The sequence below is a fragment of the Streptomyces hygroscopicus genome (assembly GCF_026168105.1).
In the GTDB taxonomy this organism is placed as follows: Bacteria; Actinomycetota; Actinomycetes; order Streptomycetales; family Streptomycetaceae; genus Streptomyces; species Streptomyces hygroscopicus_D.
On sequence record NZ_LBMW01000006.1, the window covers coordinates 138,467 to 158,671 of the forward strand.

17 protein-coding genes are annotated in these 20,205 nt (G+C 68.1%); 9 read left to right on the forward strand and 8 right to left on the reverse strand.

Features of this window, described 5'->3' with window-relative positions:
- The first annotated feature begins 59 nt into the window (after positions 1-59).
- Complete coding sequence (locus AAW14_RS08965; protein ID WP_265561771.1) at positions 60-797, forward strand: ferritin-like fold-containing protein; 738 nt, start codon at positions 60-62, stop codon at positions 795-797.
- 484 nt (positions 798-1,281) lie between these two features.
- Here the strand turns inward: AAW14_RS08965 and AAW14_RS08970 are convergent, their stop codons facing one another.
- From AAW14_RS08970 to AAW14_RS08985, 4 genes are all read right to left on the reverse strand, one after another.
- Positions 1,282-1,551 (reverse strand): hypothetical protein, encoded by a 270-nt coding sequence (locus AAW14_RS08970; RefSeq protein WP_265561772.1) that lies wholly within the window; start codon positions 1,549-1,551, stop codon positions 1,282-1,284.
- Between the two features lie 204 nt (positions 1,552-1,755).
- The gene (locus tag AAW14_RS08975) at positions 1,756-1,983 is read right to left on the reverse strand and encodes a DUF3107 domain-containing protein (protein WP_265561773.1); all 228 of its coding nucleotides are present in this window, start codon (positions 1,981-1,983) and stop codon (positions 1,756-1,758) included.
- 195 nt (positions 1,984-2,178) lie between these two features.
- Positions 2,179-2,823: a TetR/AcrR family transcriptional regulator gene (locus AAW14_RS08980; RefSeq protein WP_265561775.1), complete on the reverse strand. Its 645-nt coding sequence runs from the start codon at positions 2,821-2,823 to the stop codon at positions 2,179-2,181.
- Between the two features lie 302 nt (positions 2,824-3,125).
- Entirely contained in the window at positions 3,126-3,386 is a 261-nt protein-coding gene (locus tag AAW14_RS08985) for a hypothetical protein (protein WP_265561776.1), read from the reverse strand.
- A 236-nt stretch (positions 3,387-3,622) separates the two neighbouring features.
- On the opposite strand from AAW14_RS08985, the gene AAW14_RS08990 reads away from it, so the two are divergent.
- The 7 genes from AAW14_RS08990 to moeZ all read left to right on the forward strand — a co-directional run bounded on the left by AAW14_RS08990 (position 3,623) and on the right by moeZ (position 13,077).
- Positions 3,623-4,645 (forward strand): alpha/beta fold hydrolase, encoded by a 1,023-nt coding sequence (locus AAW14_RS08990; protein WP_265561777.1) that lies wholly within the window; start codon positions 3,623-3,625, stop codon positions 4,643-4,645.
- 8 nt (positions 4,646-4,653) lie between these two features.
- Entirely contained in the window at positions 4,654-6,246 is a 1,593-nt protein-coding gene (locus tag AAW14_RS08995) for a DUF3152 domain-containing protein (protein WP_416223277.1), read from the forward strand.
- 282 nt (positions 6,247-6,528) lie between these two features.
- Positions 6,529-8,259: a DUF3492 domain-containing protein gene (locus AAW14_RS09000; protein ID WP_265561779.1), complete on the forward strand. Its 1,731-nt coding sequence runs from the start codon at positions 6,529-6,531 to the stop codon at positions 8,257-8,259.
- Between the two features lie 356 nt (positions 8,260-8,615).
- Positions 8,616-9,956, forward strand: a complete 1,341-nt coding sequence (locus tag AAW14_RS09005) for a hypothetical protein (protein WP_265561780.1) — start codon at positions 8,616-8,618, stop codon at positions 9,954-9,956.
- Positions 9,957-10,138: 182 nt separating this feature from the next.
- Positions 10,139-11,098, forward strand: coding sequence for an NAD-dependent epimerase/dehydratase family protein (locus AAW14_RS09010; RefSeq protein ID WP_265561782.1), 960 nt, complete (start codon positions 10,139-10,141; stop codon positions 11,096-11,098).
- Positions 11,086-11,835: a spherulation-specific family 4 protein gene (locus AAW14_RS09015; protein ID WP_265561784.1), complete on the forward strand. Its 750-nt coding sequence runs from the start codon at positions 11,086-11,088 to the stop codon at positions 11,833-11,835. The genes AAW14_RS09010 and AAW14_RS09015 overlap by 13 nt, the downstream gene beginning before the upstream one ends.
- A 63-nt stretch (positions 11,836-11,898) precedes the next feature.
- Complete coding sequence (moeZ, locus tag AAW14_RS09020) at positions 11,899-13,077, forward strand: adenylyltransferase/sulfurtransferase MoeZ (RefSeq protein WP_265561785.1); 1,179 nt, start codon at positions 11,899-11,901, stop codon at positions 13,075-13,077.
- A gap of 1,020 nt (positions 13,078-14,097) precedes the next feature.
- Here the strand turns inward: moeZ and AAW14_RS09025 are convergent.
- On the reverse strand, positions 14,098-15,549 hold the full coding sequence (locus AAW14_RS09025; RefSeq protein ID WP_265561787.1) for a hypothetical protein: 1,452 nt from the start codon (positions 15,547-15,549) through the stop codon (positions 14,098-14,100).
- A 572-nt stretch (positions 15,550-16,121) separates the two neighbouring features.
- Between AAW14_RS09025 and AAW14_RS09030 the strand changes: the two genes are divergently transcribed.
- Positions 16,122-17,603, forward strand: coding sequence for a hypothetical protein (locus AAW14_RS09030; RefSeq protein WP_265561789.1), 1,482 nt, complete (start codon positions 16,122-16,124; stop codon positions 17,601-17,603).
- A 364-nt stretch (positions 17,604-17,967) separates the two neighbouring features.
- Here AAW14_RS09030 and AAW14_RS09035 read toward each other — a convergent pair whose 3' ends face one another.
- The 3 genes from AAW14_RS09035 to AAW14_RS09045 are packed head-to-tail and all read right to left on the reverse strand — an operon-like array spanning position 17,968 to position 20,138.
- The gene (locus tag AAW14_RS09035; protein ID WP_265561791.1) at positions 17,968-18,405 is read right to left on the reverse strand and encodes an NUDIX hydrolase; all 438 of its coding nucleotides are present in this window, start codon (positions 18,403-18,405) and stop codon (positions 17,968-17,970) included.
- Positions 18,406-18,419: 14 nt separating this feature from the next.
- The gene (locus AAW14_RS09040) at positions 18,420-18,905 is read right to left on the reverse strand and encodes an NUDIX domain-containing protein (RefSeq protein WP_265561793.1); all 486 of its coding nucleotides are present in this window, start codon (positions 18,903-18,905) and stop codon (positions 18,420-18,422) included.
- 18 nt (positions 18,906-18,923) lie between these two features.
- Positions 18,924-20,138, reverse strand: coding sequence for a helix-turn-helix domain-containing protein (locus tag AAW14_RS09045; RefSeq protein ID WP_265561795.1), 1,215 nt, complete (start codon positions 20,136-20,138; stop codon positions 18,924-18,926).
- Positions 20,139-20,205: the final 67 nt, after the last annotated feature.

A 20,205-nucleotide genomic window follows, 5' to 3' on the forward strand; every position in this document is an offset into this window, starting at 1 on the left:
TCGTCACACTGATTGACCAGGGACTTCCGTGGGGCGGGGAGCGGACTATTGTGCGCTTCATGACGACGCCTGACAACGCCCCCGACGCACCTGCCGAACCCACCTCGGTCGCCGCCCAGGACTGGACGAAGGCCTCCGTCGACCCCCAGTACCGTGCCGCGGTCGTGGACCTGCTCGGCGCACTCGCCTACGGAGAGCTGGCGGCGTTCGAACGGCTCGCGGAGGACGCGAAGCTCGCTCCCACGCTCACGGACAAGGCGGAGCTGGCGAAGATGGCGTCCGCCGAGTTCCACCACTTCGAGAGGATCCGGGACCGGCTCACCGAGATCGGCTTCGAACCGACGGAGGCCATGGAGCCGTTCGTTGCGGCGTACGACAGCTTCCACAAGCAGACGGCGCCCTCGGACTGGCTGGAGGGGCTGGTCAAGGCGTACGTGGGCGACTCGATCGCCAGCGACTTCTACCGTGAGGTCGCGGCCCGTCTCGACGCCGACACTCGTGGGCTCGTGCTCGCCGTGCTCGACGACACCGGGCACGCCACCTTCGCCGTCGAGAAGGTGCGCGCCGCGATCGACGCCGAGCCGCGCGTGGGCGGACGGCTCGCGCTGTGGGCGCGGCGGCTGATGGGCGAGGCCCTGTCCCAGTCGCAGCGCGTGGTCGCGGAGCGGGACGCTCTGTCCACCATGCTCGTCGGCGGTGTCGCGGACGGCTTCGATCTCGCCGAGGTCGGCAGGATGTTCTCGCGCATCACCGAGGCGCACACCAAGCGGATGGCAGCCCTCGGGCTCGCCGCCTGACCCGTCTCACGGCGGCCTGGTGATCACGGCGGTCCGGTGATCACCAGGCCGCCGTACGCCCTTGCGGCGCCGTACGGCATCACGCGCGCCGTACGTCTTCGCATGCGTCGAATGGCATCGCCCGGGTCATATGTCTTCGCGTGCGCTGCATGGCATCACTTGCATCAACGTCTTCGCGTGCTCTGAACGGCATCACATGCGTCAAATGTCTTCGTGAACGCTGCACGGCATCACTCGCGCCATATGTCTTCGCGGGCGCTGCATGGCGTATCGCGTCTGCGGGCCGCCCTACGCTTCGGAGCCGTCGTGCGTCTTGACGGCCGCCGACGGCCGACGTGCGAGTCGAACCGGTACCCCGGTCATGTCCCAGGTCACCGTGTCCGACGTGTGCGCCACCGTAGCCGCCTCCCCGGATGCCACCGTCGTGGTGCCCGGGGCGTCTGCTCAGTGCTGCTCGGGCCGTCGTGGGTCCCGGCGCCCGGCCTCAGGCCGTCGCCGAGTGGCGGCGATATCTTTCCGCCGGGCGCAGCAGCAACGACAGTGAGGCGGCGGAGACGACCAGCGCGCCGATGAGGATCACCAGGAGACTTGCCGAGGCCAGCGCGCTGTGGGTGATGAACGCGCCGAAGAGGGCGCCCGCCACCCCCGTCGGCAGCACGAGAGCACGGGCAGGCAGCCGGTGCGGCAGCCGGTGTGCGGCGGCCCATGCCAGGACGAACCCGAGGACGGCGGAGCCGAGCGCTTCAAAGAGCATGTCGAGGTTCCCTCCCGCACGGCTGCTGCATGGGCAAATCGGTCGTAGCCGGTCCTACCCGTAGCGCGCGGAACACAATCATCCTCTGTGTGGGGATGTGCTCCGTCTGTGCGTGCCATTCGGGAAGGACAGCGGCCGGGACGCAGCAACGGGAGGGGCCCGATGGCACTCGCCACCGGGCCCCTCCCGTTGCTCCATCCGGAACTAGAGCGTGCCGAAGCCCACCTTGCGGGGCGCCGGCTCGCCGATCTCCACGTACGCGAGACGGTCGGCCGGGACCAGGAGCTTGCGGCCGTGCTCGTCCACGAGGCTCAGCAGTGGCGACTTGCCGGCCAGTGCCTCGGCCACGACGCGCTCGACCTCCTCGGCAGTCTGACCGCTCTCCAGAACGATCTCGCGGGGCGCGTGCTGCACGCCGATCTTGACCTCCACGGCTTTGTCCCTCCGACGGTCAGTGATGTGCGCGTCCGTCCGCGCCGTACCAGCACACATTAGCCCGGTGAGGGGACGTACACGCTCCGCTCCGGAACGCCAGGAGCGAACAGACGACGGGAACAAAAGCGCCGTGCGGCCCCACCAACTGATGGAGCCGCACGGCTTCGCTCGGTGCGCCGGACCCGGCGCCGCTCAGTGGTGCTGTTCGCTGCCGTGCAGCGGGAAGCCCGCGATACCTCGCCAGGCCAGCGACGTCAGCAGCTGGACCGCCTGGTCGCGCGGCACGCTGCGGTCGCTGTGCAGCCAGGAGCGGGCCACCACCTGGGCGAGACCGCCGAGACCCGAGGCCAGCAGCATCGACTCGGCCCGCGACAGGCCGGTGTCCTCGGCGATGACGTCGCAGATGGCCTCAGCGCACTCGATCGTGACCTTGTCGACGCGCTCGCGCACGGCGGGCTCGTTCGTCAGATCCGACTCGAAGACCAGCCGGAACGCTCCGCCGTCGTCCTCCACGTACGCGAAGTACGCGTCCATCGTTGCCCGTACCCGCTGCTTGTTGTCGGTCGTCGACGCGAGCGCCGTCCGCACCGCCTGCAGCAGGGCCTCGCAGTGCTGGTCCAGCAGGGCCAGATAGAGGTCGAGCTTGCCCGGGAAGTGCTGATAGAGCACCGGCTTGCTGACGCCGGCGCGTTCGGCGATGTCGTCCATCGCAGCCGCGTGGTAGCCCTGCGCCACGAAGACTTCCTGCGCGGCGCCCAGCAGCTGGTTCCGTCGGGCACGGCGCGGCAGGCGCGTGCCCCGCGGGCGTGCCGCCTCTGTCTGCTCGATGGCTGTCACGCCGCCTCCCAAAATCGTCCACATGCGGTGTGCGCCGCGCGGCCATCGTACTTTTCGGTAACCGTGCTGTGCGCGGTGCGAACGCAGAATTTCACGGACCGGACAGCGGCGAAAGTGGCGCGGAACGCGCCGAACGGGGTCGGTGCGGGTCAATCGGCGCTCTTGCGCCGGGTCGCGACATGCGTTCCACCGTCTCGCGCACCTGTCCTTTTATCTGTTGGGTACCTGGTTGTCTGTTGGGTACCTGCTGCGCCCGTCTTACCAGATGCGCACGTCCCACCTGACGTGATCGTCCTCGTACCTCACCGATAGTCGTCGTCGTCGAGGGTGACGACGCGCTTCTGCTCCACGAGGTCCGCCTCGTTGGCGCGCAGGATTTCCTCTTCCGTCAGGGGCTCGTCCCGCGGCGGCGGGGCGACCTCCGTGTGCTGTGCCGCGGCGTCGTTCTCCGGGGCCTCCACGTCGAGGTCGACGGCATCGTCCTCGATGTCCTCGAGGTCTTCGACGTCCTCGATATCCTCGAAGTCCTTGAACGTCGCGGGATCGGTGGGGTCTACGGTCATGGTCGGGCTCCCTTCCTAGAACTCCTGGAACGTCCCTGAAGAGGCAGGGTCCCCACCCGGGTGCCCTGCTATGAGCCTAGGAGACACCCGATCGGGACGCTATGCGTGCCGAAAACCGGCCGCCGTGCGTGTTGGACGGGAGCGTCGCGCGACCCGTTCGGAGCGTGTGCCACACCTCTGCCGTCTGTGACGGCGAACACATGAGCCACTACGTGATCGTCTCGTAACATTGCCGCATGTCTTCGACCGAGTCGCCGTCCGTCCCGGCCGCCAATGTGCTTCCGAAGGTGGCGCCCGTCCGGGTCGCGGAGGGCGAGAGACTCAGGTCGGTGGCGCTGCCGGGGGTCACACTGACGGTGCGGTCGAGGCCGCCGGAGTGCGACGGACTGCCGCCCGCGCTGTACGTCCACGGACTCGGCGGTTCCTCCCAGAACTGGTCGGCGTTCATGGCGCTGCTCGACGGGCTCGTCCACGGCGAGGCCCTCGACCTGCCCGGCTTCGGCGACTCGCCGCCGCCGGACGACGGCGATTACTCGGTCACCGGCCATGCGCGCGCGGTCATCCGCTATCTCGACGCGGCCGAGCGCGGGCCCGTGCACCTGTTCGGCAACTCGATGGGCGGAGCCGTCGCGACGCGCGTGGCGGCCGTACGACCCGATCTCGTCCGTACTCTCACGCTCGTCTCGCCCGCCCTTCCGGAGATCTTCGTGCAGCGCGGCGCGATCCCGACGGGGCTGCTCGCCGTGCCGGGGATCGCCGCCCTGTTCACCCGGTACACCAGGCAGTGGACGGCCGAACAGCGCGTCCGCGGGGTCATGGCGCTGTGCTACGGCGACCCCGGGCGGGTCACGCCGGAGGGCTTCCGGTACGCGGTGGAGGAGATGGAGCGGCGACTGCGGTTGCCGTACTTCTGGGACGCGATGGCGCGCTCGGCGCGCGGGATCGTGAACGCATACACGCTGGGCGGGCAGCACGGGCTGTGGCGCCAGGCGGAGCGGGTCCTCGCGCCGACGCTGCTGGTGTACGGCGGCCGGGACCAGCTGGTGTCCTTCCGCATGGCCCAGCGTGCGGCGCGCGCCTTCCGCGACTCCCGGCTGCTGACCCTGCCGGAGGCGGGGCACGTCGCGATGATGGAGTACCCGGATCTGGTGGCCGCGTCGTTCCGTGAACTGCTCGCGGAGGCGGGCGAGTTGCCCGCGCTTGCGGACGGGTCCGGCGACGGGAGCGGCGAGTACGGCGCCACGGGTGCGGGGAGCTGAGGGGCGGCGTGGGACGGCACAGCCGCAAGGGGCGGGGCGACAGGACACCCAAGGACACGGGGGCGGCGCCGGACACCCCGTCACGGGGTGCGGGTTCCGCCACGAACCAGCCGATACGTGGCGCGGAGGGGTCCGGGGGCCGGGGGCCTGCGACTCCGGCGGACCGCCCGACGCTGGGCTCGGCACCGCAGGCTTGGGGCGCGGCGGCTCCCGCGGATCCGTCGGCGCGCGGCCCGCGGACGCCCGGGGCAGTCCCGCCGGATGCGGTCGTCGGCCAACGCGCTCCGATGACCGGCACCGCACCGCGAAGCGCTTCACGGGACACCGACGGGGTGCCTGCGCGTGGCGTGCCCCGTTTCCCGGACGGGACGCCTGCGCGTGGCGTGCCCCGTTTCCCGGACGGGACGCCTGTGCGTGGCGTGCCCCGTTTCCCGGACGGGACGCCTGTGCAGGGGGTGCCGCGTTTTCCGGACGGCACCCCCGCGCACGGCACCCACCAAGTCCGCGGCGGTCATCCCGAGCATCATGAAGCCGGTGGTGGCTGGGGCGAGTTCCGGGGCGTAGCCGCGCCCACGGCGGCGCCCCAGGCGGCACCGCCCGGAGGCCCGGTGCCGCCCCGTATTCCGCGTCAGCGGTCGCGGTCCGGCCCCCGCCAGGAGTATCTCGACGCCTTCGGCGAGGACGACGACGTCTTCGCGCCCCGCCGCACCGGAACCACCGCCGACGCACTCCTCCAGCCTGCTCCCGTCCTGGTCCCCGCCCCAGCTCCCGAACCGGCGACCGACGCCGACGAGGCACCCCCCACGGGCGGAGCCAAGGCGCGTACCTTCACCGGCATAGCGGCCGCCGCCGTCACCACCGTGCTCGCGGTCGTCGTCGCCGGTCAGGTCGTCGGCGGACAGAACGGCACCGCCGCGCCGTCCCGGGCCGCCACCGACCGTGCCCCTGACTCCCGCGGAGACCCCGGCGCGACCCCCTCCGCCTCGCCCTACGGAACGGCGCCGACGTACGAGCAGGCCATGGACATCAAGTACCCGCTCAGTGCCACGCTGAAGGGGTCCGGGACGTTCGAGGCGGTCCCGGGCTTCGCCAAGGCGCCCGGCAAGGGGCAGAAGTACACCTACCGCGTCGACGTGGAGAAGGGGCTCGGCCTCGACGGCGAACTCTTCGCGCAGGCCGTCCAGAAGACCCTCAACGACGACCGCAGCTGGGCCCACCACGGCGCCCGCACCTTCGAGCGCATCTACACCGGCAAGCCCGACTTCGTGATCACGCTCGCCAGCCCCGGCACCACCGCCGCCTGGTGCGCCAAGTCCGGTCTCGACACGGCCGAGGACAACGTCTCGTGCGACTCGGCGTCCACCGATCGCGTCATGATCAACGCCTATCGATGGGCCCAGGGCTCGACGACATACGGTGACAACATTCACGCCTACCGCCAGATGCTGATCAACCACGAGATCGGTCACCGCCTCGGCTACGGTCACGTCACCTGCGACAAGAACGGCGCGCTGGCCCCGGTCATGCAGCAGCAGACCAAGTTCCTCGACCACGACGGAATCCACTGCCTCCCCAACCCCTGGCCGTACCCGGGAAGTTGACGGACGCCGTTCTCGCCGCATCGACACGCGCAGAAAGATCGTTCATGTCGTGCCTCCGGAGCCCGACGGCACGTGTGCTCTCCTGGCGAACCGTGCTCTCCTGGCGGTGATCTCCTAGCGGGACCGAACGCGGTCCGTGCAGGAAAGTTACTGCCGTTCACCCCTTTTGGTGGCGTGATGGACAACCGTCCGTCGCGCCACCGTCATGTCCGCATACGTTCGTCCCGCTGCGAGCCGCCGGGGCAAAGGCGGCTCCCCAGACGGGAGATCGGGGGTGCACTCGTGCGCATCGGATTGCTTACGGAGGGTGGTTATCCGTATGTGAGCGGTGACGCCAGGCTCTGGTGCGACCGGCTCGTGCGCGGACTCGGGCAGCACGAGTTCGACATCTACGCGTTCAGCCGCAGCGAACGGCAGGAGGACGGGGGCTGGACCCCGCTGCCGTCGCAAGTCAGCCGGGTGCGAACGGCACCCCTGTGGACCGTGGAGGACGACGGACCCGTCCATGGTCGCCGGGCGCGGCGGCGGTTCGCCGAGGCCTACGGGGAGCTCGCCGTCGCGCTCTGCACCGCGCCGGAGCCAGGGTCGCCCCGGTCCGCGCCCGGACCCGCGGGCCCCGAGGCGGACCGTTTCGGCAGCGCTCTGTGCGCACTCGCCGAACTCGCCCGCGACACGGGCGGGCTGGTGGGCTCCCTGCGCTCCGAGACCGCGGTGCGAGCACTGGAGAGGGCCTGCCGCGGCCCGCGCGCGCTGCGCATGGCGCGGGCGGCCCGCGTCCCCGAACTGCTCGACGTGGCCGCACACATCGAATGCGCTCTGCGCCCCCTGTCCCTCGACTGGTACGAGGACGACGGGCTCGGCTCGGTCGACCTCTGCCACGCCACGACGGGCGGCGCCGCGGCCCTGGCCGGACTGCTCGCCGGGTACTTCAACGGAGTCCCGCTGCTGGTCACCGAGTACGGCGTACAACTGCGGGCGCACTACCTTCAGGCGCCGGACGGGGCGCCTTCCGTACGTGCGCTACTTGCCTCCTTGCACCGCCGGCTGGCCGCCGAGGTGTACCGGCGGGCCGCCTGCATCACGCCGGGCAACGCCCACGCCCGCCGCTGGCAGGAGCGGTGCGGTGCCGACCGGTCCAAGCTGCGCACGGTCTACCCCGGCATGGACGCGTCCCGCTTCACGGACGTGGGCGAGTCGGCCGACTGCGCGGACCCCCGCACACTGGTCTGGGTCGGTCGCGTCGAACCCTCCAAGGACCTGATCTCCCTGCTCCACGCCTTCGCGGAGATCCGCAAGGAGGAGCCGAAGGCGCGGCTGCGGATCGTGGGTGCCGCGGAGGGCGCCGACGGCACCGTCTATCTCGGCCACTGCAGGGCGCTCGCCGCGCAGCTCTTCCCGGACGAGGCGGAGGGCGTGCACGACGTCGGCGACAACCCGGTGTCCTTCGAGGAGATCGGCGGCCCCGAGATGCCCGATCTGGCGGAGGCGTACGCGGCCGGGGCGGTCGTCGTCCTGTCGAGCGTCGTCGAAGGTCTTCCGATCAGCCTGGTGGAGGCGATGTTCTGCGGCCGTGCGACGGTGTCCACGGACGTGGGCGCGGTGGTGGAGGTCATCGGCGGAACGGGGCTCGTGGTGCCGCCCCGCAACCCGCGGGCGCTCGCGGAGGCGTGCATCGCACTGCTGCGCGACCCCAAGCGCCGTGAGCGCCTCGGCGCGGCCGCCCGCGCCCGAGCCCTCGAACTGTTCACCGTCGAGCAGAACGTCGCGGCATTTCACGGCATTTACCTGGAGGTCGTCTCCCACACGCCGGTACGGCGTGTGCTCGTGGACGACGCGGGCGAACCGCTGCCCTTCGGGACACCGGCGGAGGCCCACCTGCCCGGCCGCTGGACCGAAGTGCGGACCACGGCCGGAAGACCGCGCTGGGCTTCGCCCCCGGGCGGCGGTACGGCACCCGTACGCGCCACCGGTCCCGTCAAGGAACCGGTGCCGACGGCGGAGGGCGCGCGATGAGCGAGCTGGGAGAACTGGACCGCCCCGGCACCCCGGGCAGCCCCGGCGCCTGGGACGCCCGGTCGGAGGCGTGGCTCGTGGGAGCGGGGCGGGCCGGCAGGGGGGCGGACGGGCCCGCCGGGACGGACACGTGCGCGGGAGCTGCGACGGACGGATGCGGGGGAGCTGCGACGGACGGATGCGGGGGAGCTGCGACGGACGCATGCGCGGGAGCACGTGAGGACGGCTCACCGGCAACCGGTACGTGGGCTGCCGGGGCGTGCGCCGAGCACGATGCGCCGACGGGGTCACGGGACACACCGTGGGGTGGGTTCGACGCAGACGAAGCCGGAAGGCTCGGGGTGTCCGGAGCCGGAATGGTCGAGGGAGTTCACGGCGAGGCGTTCGGCGCGGCGGGCGGGGATCCGCGTGGCGACTCGGGTACGGCGGAGGACGCGAATGGGGCGCAGGGCGGAGATCACGGCGCCCGTGGAGAACAACACGGCTCGCGCGGCGTCTCCCGCGCCGAGACGTCCGTGGACTCCACTGCGCCGGTGCGCGCGCCCCGTTCGCACGGCGCCCCGAGTGCCCCGAGTGCCACGAGCGCCGCGCCCGCCGAGAGCGCGACCCCGGTCGGCAGGCCCGTCGCCCGCCGGGGGGCCGTCGACCCCGTCAAGGCCCTCATGCATCGGCATCACGACCTGTGTGAGCAGGCCGTCGACCCTCTGGAGATCGCGGCCGCTCTGGAGGTCCACGGACTGACCGACCGGGCCGCCGCCCGCTTCCGCCACCGGGACGTCTTCTCGCTCGCCGAGGAGATGTACGCGCGCGTCCCACGCGACGGCGACCGGCTCCCACCGCCGCCCAACTCCTCGGCTCCCCTGCGTGAGCACTGGGCATGGGCCGCCTTCGCCCTGCTCCCGGGGGTACTGTGCGCGGCTGCCGTCATGGGGCTGCGGTCCACCGAAGGCAGCCCCCGCCTCGCCGTCGCCGCGGTGGGCGCCCTCGCCGTCGCGCTCGCTCTCCGCATGGCGCTCGGCCGAGGTCCGCTGCGGACCCCCGCCCGCACCACGCCGACCGGCAACCCTGTGTGGACCTGCTGGCTGCTCGCCTACGCCGTCCTCGGCGACGGCCTGCTGCGCGCCGCGCTGGAAGGCGGCCCCGACGGCCCTTGGCCGATGGCCACCGGGTCCGCTCTGGCCCTCGCCCTGGCCTTCGGCCCGGCCGTCTGGTGCGCCCGCCTCTTCGCCACAGGCGCCCGCCGCAGACTCGCCGCCAGCCGGGGCCTCGAGGAGTTCGCGTCCTCCGTCACCCCACTGCTCCTCGGCTTGATCGGACTCTTCCTGTCCTTCCTGGGCGCGCTGCTCGCCCTGTGCGGAGGGCTGCTCGGCGAACCCGCGCCGTACGCCGGGACCGGCTCCCTGGGTGGCCTCCTGCTTGTTGCCCGGCTGCTCACGGCGCACGGTTTCGGCCGCACCCCCGCCGTCGTCCTCGGCATCGCGGCCGCCGCGGAGGCAACCGCCCTGGCCACGGTCTTCGCCGGCCGCCTCCCCTGCTGCGCGTTCCTGGCCACACCGGTGGAGGCCCTGGTCGACGCCGGGGGCGCGAACGCCGTCCCGGCCCTCGTCTGCGCCCCCGCCGCCCTGATCCTGCTGATCCACGCGATCCGCACCCTGACCCGGGCCTCGGCCCATGCCCATCCGCCCGGATCACCCTGAGCCCGGCCCATGCCCCCCACATTCGACGCAATGAGCCGCAACCGCTGCCCGGGACCCGCTCCCCGGCACGCCCTCCCCGCGGGGCCGACACCGCGGACCCCTCTCATCCCATGGCATCACCCTGAAGGAGAACGCCAGATGATCACCTCCCGAACCGGAGAATCCGCCGCGGGAGCCGCCCGATGAGGGTCCTGCTGATCGGAGCCAACGGATACCTGGGCCGCTTCGTCGCCGACCGCCTGCTGGCCGACCCGGCCGTACAGCTGACCGCGCTGGGCCGCGGCGACGACGCCGATGTACGGTTCGACCTCGCGTCCGGCAGCCCCGGCGCACTCACCCGATTCCTGGACGCCGTGCACCCCGGGGTCGTCATCAACTGCGCCGGCGCCATCCGCGGCGGCGCCCGCGAGCTCGCCCGGCACAACACCGTCGCCGTCGCCACCGTCTGCGAGGCCCTGCGCCGCAGCGGCTGCGGGGCCCGCCTGGTGCAGATCGGCTGCGGCGCCGAATACGGCCCCAGCCAGCCCGGCTCCTCCACGGCAGAGGACGCGGTCCCGCGCCCCGGCGGGCCCTACGGGGTCAGCAAGCTCGCCGCCACCGAACTGGTCCTCGGCTCGGGTCTCGACGCCGTGGTGCTCCGTGTGTTCTCGCCCGCCGGGCCAGGCACTCCCGCCGGATCGCCCCTCGGCCGCCTCGCCGAGGCCCTGCGCCGCGCCATGCAGTCCGGCGACGGCGAACTCAAGCTCGGGGGCCTCGGCGTCCAGCGTGACTTCGTCGACGTACGCGACGTCGCCCGCGCTGTCCACGCCGCGTCCCTCTCCGCCGCCCAAGGCGTGATCAACATCGGCTCGGGGCGTGCCGTACGCCTCCGTGACGCGGCCGCCGTCCTCGCCCGCGTCGCCGGCTACGGCGGCGCCCTGCACGAACTCGACGGACCTCCCGGCCCGGTGCGCCCGGTCATCGGCCACCCCCGCCAGGAGTCCGAGCACGCCGCCCCCATCGCCTACCCCTACCCCGACGGCTGCGGCAGTTGGCAGCAGGCGGATGTCCGCACCGCACGGGACCGGCTCGGCTGGCGGCCACGGATCAATCTCGAGGAGTCCCTCGCCGACATCTGGATGGAGGCGGCATGCCGCATCTGACCAGCGCCACAGCGGGCACCGCGAGTACCGACCTGGGGCCGGGCCTCGGCATCCCCGGCTATGCCCACCCCCTTCTCGCCCCCCTGGAGTGGAACGAGCTGACACGCCCGGGCACCCCGGTGCACTGGGCCGTACTCAATGTGAGCGGCGGTCCCGGCGTCCGGCCCGATCCGCACTGCCTGGAGGCCGCGGGGCGGCTGCACAACGCGGGCGTCCGCGTACTCGGCCACCTCGACGTCACCTACGGCGCGCGCGCCTTCGGCGAGCTGATCACCGAGGCCCAGCGGTATCTCGACTGGTACCGGGTGGACGGCTTCCTCCTGGACCGCTGTCCGACCGAAAGCGCCGTGCTCCCCGAGACTCGCTGCACGGTCACCGCGCTCCGCACGCTGCTCGACCATGGGCACATCGTCCTGGGGCACGGCACCCATCCCCACCCCGGATACGCCGAGCTGGCCGACCAGTTGGTCACCTTCTCCGGCTCCTGGGGCGACTACCGCTGGTCGCAGGTGGCCGAGTGGACCGCTGACCTCCCGCCCGAGCGGTTCTGCCACTTCGTGCACGGCGTGCCTCGCGGCCACCTGGAGGAGGCGCTGCGCATCGCCCGCTGGCAGGGCGCCTCGACGATCTGGTTCACCGACCGCACGGACCTGGGCGGCCGCGCCGACCCGTGGGAGTGCCTGCCCGGCTACTGGGACGAAATCGTCTCGCGGATCGGACCAGGTGTCTCGGAATGAAGAAGGGCGTGGCAGTGTTACGAGGAGAACAACCGTAGTGATTGACCGACCAACGGAGCCCCCGTGTCGCTGCCACCCCTGGTCGAGCCGGCTGCCGAGCTCACCGTAGACGAGGTCCGCAGGTACTCCCGCCATCTGATCATCCCCGACGTCGGGATGGACGGGCAGAAGCGGCTGAAGAACGCCAAGGTGCTCTGTGTGGGCGCCGGCGGTCTGGGCTCGCCGGCGCTGATGTACCTGGCCGCGGCGGGCGTGGGAACGCTCGGCATCGTGGAGTTCGACGAGGTCGACGAGTCGAACCTGCAGCGGCAGATCATCCACAGCCAGTCCGACATCGGCCGTTCCAAGGCCGAGTCCGCACGCGACTCCGTCAAGGGCATCAACCCGTACGTGAACGTGATCCTTCACGAGGAGCGGCTCGAGGCCGACAACGTGATGGACATCTTCAGCCAGTACGACCTGATCGTCGACGGCACGGACAACTTCGCGACCCGCTACCTGGTCAACGACGCGTGCGTGCTGCTGAACAAGCCGTACGTGTGGGGTTCGATCTACCGCTTCGACGGCCAGGCCTCCGTCTTCTGGTCGGAGCACGGTCCCTGCTACCGCTGCCTGTACCCGGAGCCCCCGCCGCCGGGCATGGTCCCGTCCTGTGCCGAGGGCGGCGTCCTCGGCGTGCTGTGCGCGTCGATCGGCTCCATCCAGGTCACCGAGGCGATCAAGGTCCTCACCGGCACGGGCGAGCCGCTCGTCGGCCGACTGATGATCTACGACGCCCTGGAGATGCAGTATCGCCAGGTCAAGGTCCGCAAGGACCCGAACTGCGCGGTCTGCGGCGAGAACCCCACCGTCACCGAGCTCATCGACTACGAGGCCTTCTGCGGCGTCGTCTCCGAGGAGGCCCAGGCGGCGGCCGCCGACTCGACGATCACTCCCAAGCAGCTCAAGGAGTGGATCGACGAGGGTGAGAACATCGAGATCATCGACGTCCGTGAGCCGAACGAGTACGAGATCGTCTCCATCCCGGGCGCCAGGCTGATCCCGAAGAACGAGTTCCTCATGGGCACCGCCCTGGGGGGCCTCCCGCAGGACAAGAAGATCGTCCTGCACTGCAAGACGGGTGTCCGCAGTGCGGAAGTCCTCGCCGTCCTGAAGTCCGCGGGCTTCGCGGACGCGGTCCACGTGGGCGGCGGCGTGATCGGCTGGGTCAACCAGATCGAGCCGCACAAGCCGGTGTACTGATCACTGGTCTGCCTGACCAGCGAGGCTGAAGAAGCCCACGGCTCTGACCAGTTCAGATGCCGTGGGCTTCTGTCGTCGTCGGTCGGCGTCGGCTGACCTCGTACGGCCCAGAGACGGCCCGAGAGGTGATCGGCGTACCAGATGACCTCGCCTGTCGACGGGGGCTCGGCGTTGGAAAGAAGCACGGCCAAATGCCTAGGGGTGAGCACGCCTCAGGGACCTGGCGAGCACGTCTTTCTACTTCTGCGACAAGCTGCCGCGCACCGTCGCCCGTCCCCTTTTGGCAGAGCCTTTATCACGGGCGACGATACCTCTGCAAGTCCTCGTCCGGTGGGGCCAGCAGGGCTGCATAATTATCCCGGCGCTCCACCCAGGAGGGCCGACGAATGGCCCCACAAGCGAGAAGCTCTCGACTGGCCCGCCGTCCCGGCCGAGGGTTTCATATTGAAGGAACCGTCAGAACGATCCGTCAGGGCCGAGACGGTTGAGCATGTGTTCCCCGTCCCCTCACGCGTAAGGGATAAGGGCACGCGTTCGGCCCCTTCGGCGTGCCCGTTGGACGGCAATGCACAACTTCACAATTGCTGGATCAGCGGTGGAAATCGCTGCATCCTTCCTCTGGGACAACGTCCTGGGGAACTACCTCTCGGCCGTGTTGGCAGCCGCAACCGTGTGGCTGGCGCGCAAGCTCTATGCACGTCGCCAGCGAAGCGACGAAGGCCGACAGGAAAGGGCAGAGGAGTAGGCAGGGTGATGAGGGCCAGTGCAAAGGCATCTGGCCCTCATCACGCATTCGAGATCGGCCTCGGGCACTGGGCACTGCCATGCCCCTGTACCGAGTGCATCACTGAGCTGAGCGGAAGTGGGACTGGGGCTATTTGTAAGGGCTCACGTCTTCGTTCACCCCTTCCACTCGCTGAGGTGTTCCGGCGTCCGGCCTGATTCTGAGCCTGCTGAATCCGCGGTGTTCGGCCTCCTCGATATCAGCAGCGTTCCGCCGGCGCTCGGATGCCAAGTCCGTTAGACCACGCGGATCCGTAGCCCAGTACCGTCACTTCCAACCGAGACGGCCTGGTGCGGGCCGCTCCTCGCACTTGCCCCTCTGACGACCGGAGCCCAGGCATCGCGAAGTTGGTGGGCTCTTCGGAGGTAGGCGCTGATTCTTCCCTCATGTAGATTCTCATACATCCCCTTCTCAACCCCTCTGAAGATTTCGAGCGAGGCACCGTCGGGGAGTGGCATAGAGTAATTGACGCCGACGAACCGGTGTGAAGCAAAGCTGGACTCGGCGCTAACGGTGAAGCTTTGCCAGTCCGGAGCTGGATCGTCTAGGGGTAGACGCTGAAGGTCAGCGGTTCTTGGTGACGTGAATTGCGATGCAGAAGTATTGTCGCCGGCGAACCGTAGGACAGAGTGAGCTGCGTTTCTCGCCAGAATGCGAAACAGCCACTGCTTTCCATCCTCAGGCACTTGAAAGATAACGGGAAGCTCGTCCAAGCTCGCCTCGTAGGCAGCATGTGCGGACCGCAACTCTGCATCGCTGGTCTGAAATGCTTGAGATCCGAGAAGCTCCCGCTGCCGTGCATGGAACTGCTCGAAAGTAGGCTTTCCCGACGTCCACCGTTGGGGGCCTGGATCCTCGGACAGCAGTGAATCAAGTTCTCCAGGGGTGCCTTCCCATAGGTCATCGTCCCCGGGCGGGTCGAGTACGTCGATAGAGACGCCTGCAGTGGACAGGCGAGACGCGACCATTAGGCTCGGCAGAGTTCTGGCCCCTACTTCAATGGAACCTACTTGAAGAGAAGCTGTGGCCAGCTGCTTCCTCGAATGATAGGCATTACCGTGCGTGCCCTTGCATTCCAAGACGTATACCTTGCACCCTGAACTCCTGGATCCGGCACGACGGCCGACCAGAAAATAATCAGGGCGCATCGTTGCCTTATTCTTCTGCCGGACTAGGCCGACTCCGTCAAGGAAGCCAGCTGCGAGAGCAACATCTACGTCAACACTAGAGAATAGCCAGCCGGGGTATTTTCGCTCAAGAATCCGTTTGGCCACCACGAGGGCCAAACCAACACCCAGCTGTTCTGACTGCGCTACCTTGTGATGGTGAACTATGTCGGACCCCGCCGGAGTTAGGGCCAGTACCTGCTTTTGATTGCTCTTAAGGGTGGCGCAGTACCGTACATGCGCCCAATGGCGTGCTATGTCGGCGAAAGGTGAAGCAGTAACGAATGTGGTAGCCAATCCCAGCTCGCGCAACACTTCTGCCGGGCTGGATTCGATGCCGGTAAATAAGTCAGGAGGAATTGAGTATACGGGTTTACGGTAAAGATTCGAAGCACCGCGTTTCGGGCCGACGCGCTCTCGAGCTTCTTTCTCGACCTCTTCCGCCAGTTCCGGCGTTGAACTAACAAGGAGCTTCGAAGGAGTCCCCAGCTCTCGCACTAAGGCACTGAAGTCAAGATGCACGCTTCCCCCAGGTGCGTAGCACTGCTTGAGCAGCTCGACCGTAGATGCCAAGGCAGGCTGCCACAAGACCACCTGTCGCGTTGTCGGGGTGCGCCGGCGCCGTGGGTGCCGCGTCGACGGGTGAACTGCTTGCGCGGTCTCGGGTCGGGCGGCCAAGCGAGTATGAGGCCACGGGGTTGACCGACCGGGATGGGCGAGGCGACGGGCACTGCACACCACACTGATCACCACGGTCATGACCCGTGGCCACCTAATCGATCAATGCTCTGACCCGTTACCGAGTCGTCGGCGGTCAGCCGGTGAGCTGCGAGAATGCACGAGATGCGGACCCCCCGGTGGAGGCTAGGTAGGCCTCTCATTCCCCGCATATCCCGCTCGATGTTGCGGCCTCTGAGGTGCAGTGCCGTCGCAGCCACTCCTCCTGGGCGGCCCACCTCACATCCCTGACCCGGAGTGCCAAGTTTGAGTCACTCAGTGTCATTTTGATCTTTAGTGTGACAACTGACCTGCTATGGCAACATACTTGAACCCCTCGACCATCCAACACAGATGCCAGCATGCGGGAGTTGTGCGTGAACGCGAGCCCAGGTCTGCACCTGCTAGAGCAACTCATTTTCCCTGCTCGGTACGAGGCCCTTTCGGCGCAGCTGGGAACGGATCTCGCCTCACTGCTCGTGACACCAGAGATGGAGACCCAGAACCTCCTTGAGGATGCGGCGCGCGGGCTGATGGCACGCGGGGAAGGCCTTTTTCTTCCCATCTACGCCCCGTCGGGAACGGGAAAAACAACCCTCGCCAACAATCTTGATAAGTTTCTCCCTGGCCTATTCCTGCCGACGATCCTGTTTTCTGGAAACGTTAATTCGGATTCCCTGCAGCGTGAAACTGTGCACCATTTGGGTAAGTTTGCGGTTAACGATAGGCGTATCGTTCCAATCAACATCGATCACCGAGAGGGGAGCCCTCCGACGAGTGAGGAACTCGCCGAGATTAAGCGCTTCCTGCGTCACCCTGAAGGTGGATCGAAGGCTCTGATCCTGTGGCCAGATACCCAGAAGGAAATCTCTGAATCCATGTCTCGGGCCTACGCAGATATCGCGGGAAATCCTCCCATCGATCTGCCCGTGGCCATCTCGGGGCCGCCGAGGGAAACTTGGCGAGAGATCGCTAAAACAACCCTTCGGTTGGTAAATTCCATCGATTCTCTTGAGGATCTGGGAGTCGAGCCTAACAATTACGATCCGAATGCTTTCGCGTCGCTTGGAGGTTTCCTTCGGGAAATCTCGGACGACTTCGCCAAGCTTGTCACAAGCATGCGCAGGGAGATGCGGAAGGCGCTACGACTCGTGATCGTCTTCGCTAGTGAGAGTTCCGACGCGGGTATTTTGACGCACTTGACCAGCAGCAATCAGTTTGGACTGCTTGATGGCAGCGCCCTCTTGGACTCGTCACCCGACAGTGAGGTAGGGAAATGGTGGAAAGCGCGCAGGGGGCTCCTTACCAGCACCATTGTCAGGTTGGACGCAAGGGCCTTCAGTCTCCCGCCGAGTGCGTCGGTCGGTATCCTGCGACGGTATGGGGCGGACGACGTAAAGGCAAACCTAGGGCAACTGGGGGTGCGACTTCCGGGCGAGTTGGAAGTGAAGCGCAACATTGAGCGGTGCGACCTCGGTAAGTATCTACTCGGTCAGTCCAAGGCCATCTTGGAAACCAAGGGAACGCCGACCACGACTTCACTTCTAGCATTCCAGTATCTTGCCGAATCCGGTTTCACTGCCGGTCGTGACAAAGCCTTGAACTATGCTATGGCTGACGCCTTGTCTGCGTTCGCCTCTGCTCTCGATCTGGGTTATACGACCATGGCGGAAAAGCAGCTCGACTTCTGCCCTCTAATTCCGGATAACTCGCTCAACTTCGAGAAAGAAGCTATCTGCTTGGAGTACACTTGGCGAGCGAGCGAATATATGGTCGCTAAGAATCGTGGGAATATCGCCGCCTATTGCCTAAAGAAGCTTCGGAACTATAGTCGAGAGCTGGGTTGGGCACCCGAATAGAGGCGCGATTTAGAGCCCGAGGTGCGTGGCCGTTGGAGATGAGGGCGGTGGAGCGGCTTTGGGCTGGAGCTGATTTGGCGCGAGTGATCATGGCCCCGTAAGCTTCCGGCGCGTCGGGCAGTCTGTGGACCTGCCCGGTAAAGCACGACGTTGGGGCCATGATCTTCGAGGCTCGCGCCAAATTGGCTGCCTAAAGCCGTGGAGCCGACCGGCCTCAGCCACAGAGGGTTTCTCTACGTCCGCCCGCTTGCACGCAGCGCGCCGCCGGGCGCGGCCAGCCGGGGCGGAGACAGGAGGCAGGCCGCGCCGCAGAGGCGGCGCGCGCCCGCGCTGTGCGCGGGCCTTGATGAATGTAGGGAAAATCCTATCCCGCTGGGATGAGGCGTCTGCCGTTGTGGCTCCGTACCTGTGGGCCTGTACCTTCCAAGGCATCCAGGACTCTGACCGCGAAGACCTCGGACATGCGGTTGCGTACTTCGTCGGGCGTGAGCCACTCGACGGCGTCTGACTCACTGGATGTGCGCTCGGTGCCGGCCACTGGCCTACAGCGAAAGACCAGGGCCACGATGCCCAGTTTCATGTTCTTGTAGACGCCGGTCAGTTGAAGGACGTCGACCTTGATGCCGGTCTCCTCGAAGACCTCGCGCACGACGCCATCCTGTGGTTCCTCGTCCAGTTCCAGCACGCCACCGGGTGGCTCCCAGCTGCCGTTGTCTGCTCGACGGATAGCGAGGCCCCTGCCGTCTTTGCGCACGGTGATCCCCGCCACCGACACCGAGTGTCGTGGGCTCGCGGCTTGCATTCGCCGTGCTCTCGTTACGCCGCTACGTCGCCCGGTGCCTGGCCGTGCTCGAGGTAGATCGGGGCGCTCTCGGCGCGGGCCTCGATCGCTGCGAGGATCCGGCGGGCCAATCGCGGGATGGTGCGGTCTGCGATCTCGTGCGGGTGGACGAACCGGACTGCCTTCAGCTCACCGACCTGCGGCCGGATCCCCGTGACGGCCTCGGGGGCGAGCTGGCCCCCGTCGAACAGGTACAGGACCTTGTCGCCCTCGATGGCATTGGGCGCCCAGTCGACGGCCAGGAGACGGCCGAGCGCAAGCGTGACCCCAAGCTCTTCTCGTACTTCCCGGCTGGCAGCCTGGAGCGGTGATTCTCCGGTCTCGACGTAGCCACCAGGGATGTCCCAGTAGTCCTTGTAGGTGGGTTCGACCATGAGGACGCGTCCATCGGCATCAAAGAAGAGCGCACCCGCCGCCATGCGCGGATGCGCCATCTTCGCTTCGTGCTCGTTCACTGCCATGCAGCCGAGCGTACCCACCTAGACCACGTGCAGCCGATCGGCCAGTCCCGCCATGGCTCGGCTGGGCTGACCACGCTGATTGCGCACCCATGTGAGGACCAGCTCGCGAGCGAGGTAGTGGCTCCGTACTTGCTCAGGGGCCCAGGACTCCGCTTCAAGGATCATCGCCAAGGCGTCATCGATGCGGTTGTGGGCGCTGAGGGCGCGGGCAACCTCGATGTTGTGGCGCGTCCGCCGTTCCGTCGGGAGGCGGCTGGTGTCGATCTGCGGGCCGAGGTCGACAGCAATCTGCATGTCGCCCAGCTCGGCGGCGGTGGCTACTCGGTGGATGGCGACGTTTGTCGGCCCGAATGCGGTCCACATGTGGTTGGCGTCCCGCCCGAGCCGGTGGGCTGCCCGGTCGGCTTCGGTAAGGAATTCGCGCACGGTCGAGCGGTCGTCTGACCGGGCGGCCGCCATGGAGCCAGCGAGGAAGAGAGTGCCGTAGATCGACAGGAAGTCCGCGTCGGCGCTGTTGAGTCCTGGGCGAAGGTAATCGGCTGCGTCGCCTACGAGCTGGACAGCTGCGTCGAAGCGGCCGGTCGACAGGAGGCAGTGGGCTACTGATCGGAAGAGGGATCCTGTCACCGCCGGGTTGCCGGACTGCTGGGCTGCGCCGAGTCCGCGGTCGGCCGCAATCCATGCGAGGTCTTCCTCGCCCACCTTGCCCAGCACCATGGCGGCGCTCTGATACGTCATCGCCAACAACTCGTTGGCCTGGGCGCGGTGGGCACCCTCGTACGAATGGGCCGCAATGAGCGCGTCGGCCAGTACCAGGGGCAGGCGGCGGGTGGCGAAGCCGTAGCGGGATGCCTGGTAGGCGTCCAAGACCTCAGCAACGCTGCTCCGCAGCTCTTCCAGCGACGCGGGTTCGCCCTCGGTCGGCAATCCCAACAGGGGCGTGAGCTGACGGTAGTTCATGAGCGCCGAGCGAAGCGCCGGCACCGTGCGGGTGCCGCTGTCGGCAGTCCAGTCCATGAGGGAGGGTTCGGCGAGCAGATCGCCGAGTGACACGTCGAGCGCGTCGGCCAGAGCCTTGATAACCGACAGCCTGTCCAGCTCCAGGCGGTTGTTCTCGGCCTTGCTCAGCCAGTCGACCGTGCGGCCGACCCGCCCGGCCAAGACCTCCTGGGACATGCCGCGTCTACGGCGGTACCAAGCGACTCGCTCACCGATCGTCAGGTTCGTCGTCATTCCTCGCATGGGAAGAGCGTCCACCCGTCTCTCTCTACGGCCCCGGAGAGTTTTTCCGGGGTGGTGA

Coding starts and splice junctions, on each gene's coding strand:
- AAW14_RS08965 (WP_265561771.1), top strand. CDS start 60: ATGACGACGCCTGACAACGCCCCCGACGCACCTGCCGAACCCACCTCG.
- AAW14_RS08970 (WP_265561772.1), bottom strand. CDS start 1,551: ATGCTCTTTGAAGCGCTCGGCTCCGCCGTCCTCGGGTTCGTCCTGGCA.
- AAW14_RS08985 (WP_265561776.1), bottom strand. CDS start 3,386: ATGACCGTAGACCCCACCGATCCCGCGACGTTCAAGGACTTCGAGGAT.
- AAW14_RS08990 (WP_265561777.1), top strand. CDS start 3,623: ATGTCTTCGACCGAGTCGCCGTCCGTCCCGGCCGCCAATGTGCTTCCG.
- AAW14_RS09005 (WP_265561780.1), top strand. CDS start 8,616: ATGGTCGAGGGAGTTCACGGCGAGGCGTTCGGCGCGGCGGGCGGGGAT.
- AAW14_RS09010 (WP_265561782.1), top strand. CDS start 10,139: ATGAGGGTCCTGCTGATCGGAGCCAACGGATACCTGGGCCGCTTCGTC.
- AAW14_RS09015 (WP_265561784.1), top strand. CDS start 11,086: ATGCCGCATCTGACCAGCGCCACAGCGGGCACCGCGAGTACCGACCTG.
- AAW14_RS09035 (WP_265561791.1), bottom strand. CDS start 18,405: ATGCAAGCCGCGAGCCCACGACACTCGGTGTCGGTGGCGGGGATCACC.
- AAW14_RS09040 (WP_265561793.1), bottom strand. CDS start 18,905: ATGGCAGTGAACGAGCACGAAGCGAAGATGGCGCATCCGCGCATGGCG.
- AAW14_RS09045 (WP_265561795.1), bottom strand. CDS start 20,138: ATGACGACGAACCTGACGATCGGTGAGCGAGTCGCTTGGTACCGCCGT.